This is a genomic window from Actibacterium sp., assembly GCF_041584535.1.
In the GTDB taxonomy this organism is placed as follows: domain Bacteria; phylum Pseudomonadota; class Alphaproteobacteria; order Rhodobacterales; family Rhodobacteraceae; genus Actibacterium_D.
Map to the genome: position 1 here is coordinate 1 of NZ_JBFHDW010000288.1, position 3,291 is coordinate 3,291.

General features: G+C 62.6%; 2 protein-coding genes and 1 pseudogene. All 3 read left to right on the forward strand.

Annotated elements, in window-relative coordinates; all coding sequences use genetic code 11:
• Positions 1–1,621: SEC-C metal-binding domain-containing protein (locus ABYW26_RS12435; RefSeq protein ID WP_372605219.1), on the forward strand; the 1,621-nt coding region annotated here is incomplete at its 5' end.
• Between the two features lie 116 nt (positions 1,622–1,737).
• Positions 1,738–2,766 carry a hypothetical protein gene (locus ABYW26_RS12440; RefSeq protein ID WP_372605220.1) on the forward strand — a complete coding sequence of 343 codons (1,029 nt, stop codon included), beginning with the start codon at positions 1,738–1,740 and terminating at the stop codon, positions 2,764–2,766.
• Between the two features lie 18 nt (positions 2,767–2,784).
• A pseudogene (locus ABYW26_RS12445) lies at positions 2,785–3,291 on the forward strand (cell envelope biogenesis protein OmpA); the annotation flags it as partial.

The window sequence follows — 3,291 nt, forward strand, 5'->3', positions numbered from 1 at the left end:
CGTGACTTTGGCCAGCGTGACCTTCCAGAACTACTTCCGCCTTTACGAGAAACTCAGCGGCATGACCGGCACGGCGCTGACCGAGGCCGAGGAGTTTGACGAAATCTATGGTCTGGGCGTGGTCGAAGTGCCGACCAACCGTCCGATTGCCCGGATCGACGAGCACGATCAGGTGTTCCGCACCGCATCCGAGAAATACGCCGCCATCGTCGAGGCGATCAAAGTGGCCCATGCCAAGGGTCAGCCGATCCTTGTCGGCACCACCTCGATCGAAAAATCTGAAATGCTGTCCGACCTGCTGAAAACCGCCGGTGTGCCGCATAACGTGCTGAACGCCCGCCACCACGAACAGGAAGCCCAGATCGTCGCCGACGCCGGCAAGCTGGGCGCGGTGACCATCGCCACCAACATGGCCGGTCGCGGCACTGACATCAAATTGGGCGGCAATGTCGAATTCAAGGTGATGGAGGCCATCGCCGCCAATCCCGACGCCCATCCCGACGAAATCCGCGCGCAGATCGAAGCCGAACACGCCGCCGATGAGCAGGCCGTCAAAGACGCGGGCGGGCTGTATGTTCTGGCGACCGAACGCCACGAAAGCCGCCGGATCGACAACCAGCTGCGCGGCCGCTCGGGCCGTCAGGGTGATCCGGGGCGCTCGTCGTTCTTCCTGTCGTTGGAAGACGACCTGATGCGCATCTTCGGGTCCGAGCGGCTGGACAAGGTTCTGTCGACGCTGGGCATGAAGGAAGGCGAGGCCATCGTTCACCCTTGGGTCAACAAATCGCTGGAAAAGGCGCAGGCCAAGGTCGAAGGCCGCAACTTTGACATCCGTAAGAACCTGCTGAAATTCGACGACGTGATGAACGACCAGCGCAAGGTGATCTTCAGCCAGCGCCGCGAGATCATGGAAGCCGACGACCTGTCGGAAATCGTGCAGGACATGCGCTATCAGGTGATCGACGATCTGGTCGATGAATTCATCCCCGAGCGGTCCTATGCTGATCAGTGGGATGTCGAGGGCCTGCATGCTGCGGTGATCGACAAGCTGAATATCGACGCTCCGGTGGTGGATTGGGCCGCCGAAGAAGGCGTTGACGGCAATGACCTGCGCGAGCGGCTTGAAAAGGTCAGCGACGAATCCATGGCCTCGAAAGCCGTGAATTTCGGCCCCGAGAACATGCGCAATGTCGAAAAGCAGGTGCTGCTGCAAACCATCGACACCAAATGGCGCGATCATCTTCTGACGCTGGATCACCTGCGCTCGGTCATCGGGTTCCGGGGCTATGCCCAGCGTGACCCGCTGAACGAATACAAGACCGAGGCCTTCTCTCTGTTCGAAACGCTGCTGGACGCCCTGCGCGCCGATGTGACGCAACAGCTGGGCCGCGTGCGCCCGCTGAGCGAGGAAGAACAGGCCGAAATGATGCAGCGCCTGATCGAACAGCAGCGCGCGCTTCAGGCGCAGGCCGAAGGCGGCTCGGACGCGCCCAAGCCCGAGCCGACCGTCAGCGGCTTTGACGAAAACGATCCCGAAACCTGGGGCAACCCGGGCCGGAATGAACCTTGCCCCTGCGGATCGGGGAAAAAGTTCAAACATTGCCACGGGCGCGTGGTCTAAAAATCGCGGCAAGGCGTGGCTTGGGCCGGTCTTGCCGCAACACTTCCCGGAAATGCCACGTAATCGCCAATTTTGATGGCTAGATCTGCGTTGAGTTATCTCCAAGGGGCGACGCCGTGCCGATCAAACGCAGACTTTTTGCCGCCGGGGCCACGCTGGTTGTTGCAGCGTTGATTGGCCATTTTGTCGATGCCGGTGGCGACCTGTTTCACAAGCGGGCCTCGACCCGAACCGGCGTAACCACGCCAGTCCCGAACTTTCCCGAAGGCCGGATCATCCCGCTGGCCGCGCCCGCGCAGACGGCTGATGCGAACGGCGTTCAAATCCCCTTCGCGCCGAAACAGGTGCGGGCGACCACCGGGTTTGAAACCGAATCCAAGGCCTTGGCCGCCCGTCTGGCGATGCTGGATCGTGACCGCCACGGGCCGCTGAGATCGGGCGAGAACCTGAATGAATTCGGCCTGCCCTGTGCAACCGACCTGTCCGCGAAACCGGCGGCGGGTGGCATGGTGGCCCTGACCCTGACCGCATCCTGTGCGCCGCTGGCGCGGGTCGAGGTGATGCAGGACCGGCTAAGTTTCGCGCTGCGCAACTCGGCCACCGGCGATCTTAACATTCTGGTGCCCGCCCTGTCCGCCGATCCGGTGTTCATCGTTCAGATCGAAGATGGCCCGCTGCTGACCGCCACCGCGCATCAGCCGCAAGCCAGAGATTTCGACCGCGTTGCCCTGCAATGGCAGGGCGCGGCGATGATGCATCTGCACGCCTTTGAATTCGGCGCCGATTACAATGATACCGGCCATATCTGGGCCGGTCATCCGCGCGATGCATCGGTGGGTGACGCGGCTGTGGGCGGGTTCATGACCGTGCTGGGCGACAGCACCCTGCCGAACCCCAGCCTGGCCGAGGTTTACAGCTATCCGCGCGGCGAAAGCCGGGACAGCGGCGTCGTGCGCATCAACATCGAGGCCGAAGTTCTGGACAGCAATTGCGGTCAGGAAATCGTGGCCGAAACCCTGCAACCGGGGGCCGATGGCGCGCTTGCCGCCGCGCAATTGTCGCTGACAATGCCCGATTGCGGCGCGGTTGGTGAATTTCTGGTGTTGAAAAACATTCTGCGGGACCTAAAGATCGCGCACAACTGACGCAACTCGCGCAATGGCATGATCCGAACCCTTTTCAGCGCGGCGGTTTTCGCCGCGTTTTTCATTCTGGGCCTCAGCCCCGCCGCCCACGCTCAGGATGTGACCCTGACTTCGCGTGACGGCGCGATCACGTTGACCGGCACCCTGCGCAGTTTCGATGGCGAATTCTACCGCGTCGATACCGCCTTTGGCCTGCTGGTTCTGGATGGTCAGGGTGTGCGCTGTGACGGGGCGGGCTGTCCCGATCTGGCCGATTACGTGGCCGAGTTCACCTTTTCCGGCGCGCCGGTCATGGGCGAGGTTCTGTTGCCCGCGCTGGTCGAGGCCTATGCCGCCCGCCGCGGTCTGGAACTGCGCCGGGTGGTGCAAAGCGACACCCGGTTCCGGCTGGACCTGCTGGACGAGGCCACGGCTCAGCCGCTGGCGCGGATCGGGTTTCGCCTGAATTCAACTGCCGAAGGCTTTGCCGATCTGATCGCGGAAGAGGCCGATCTGGTCATGGCCCTGCGCGAGGTGCGTGACGGC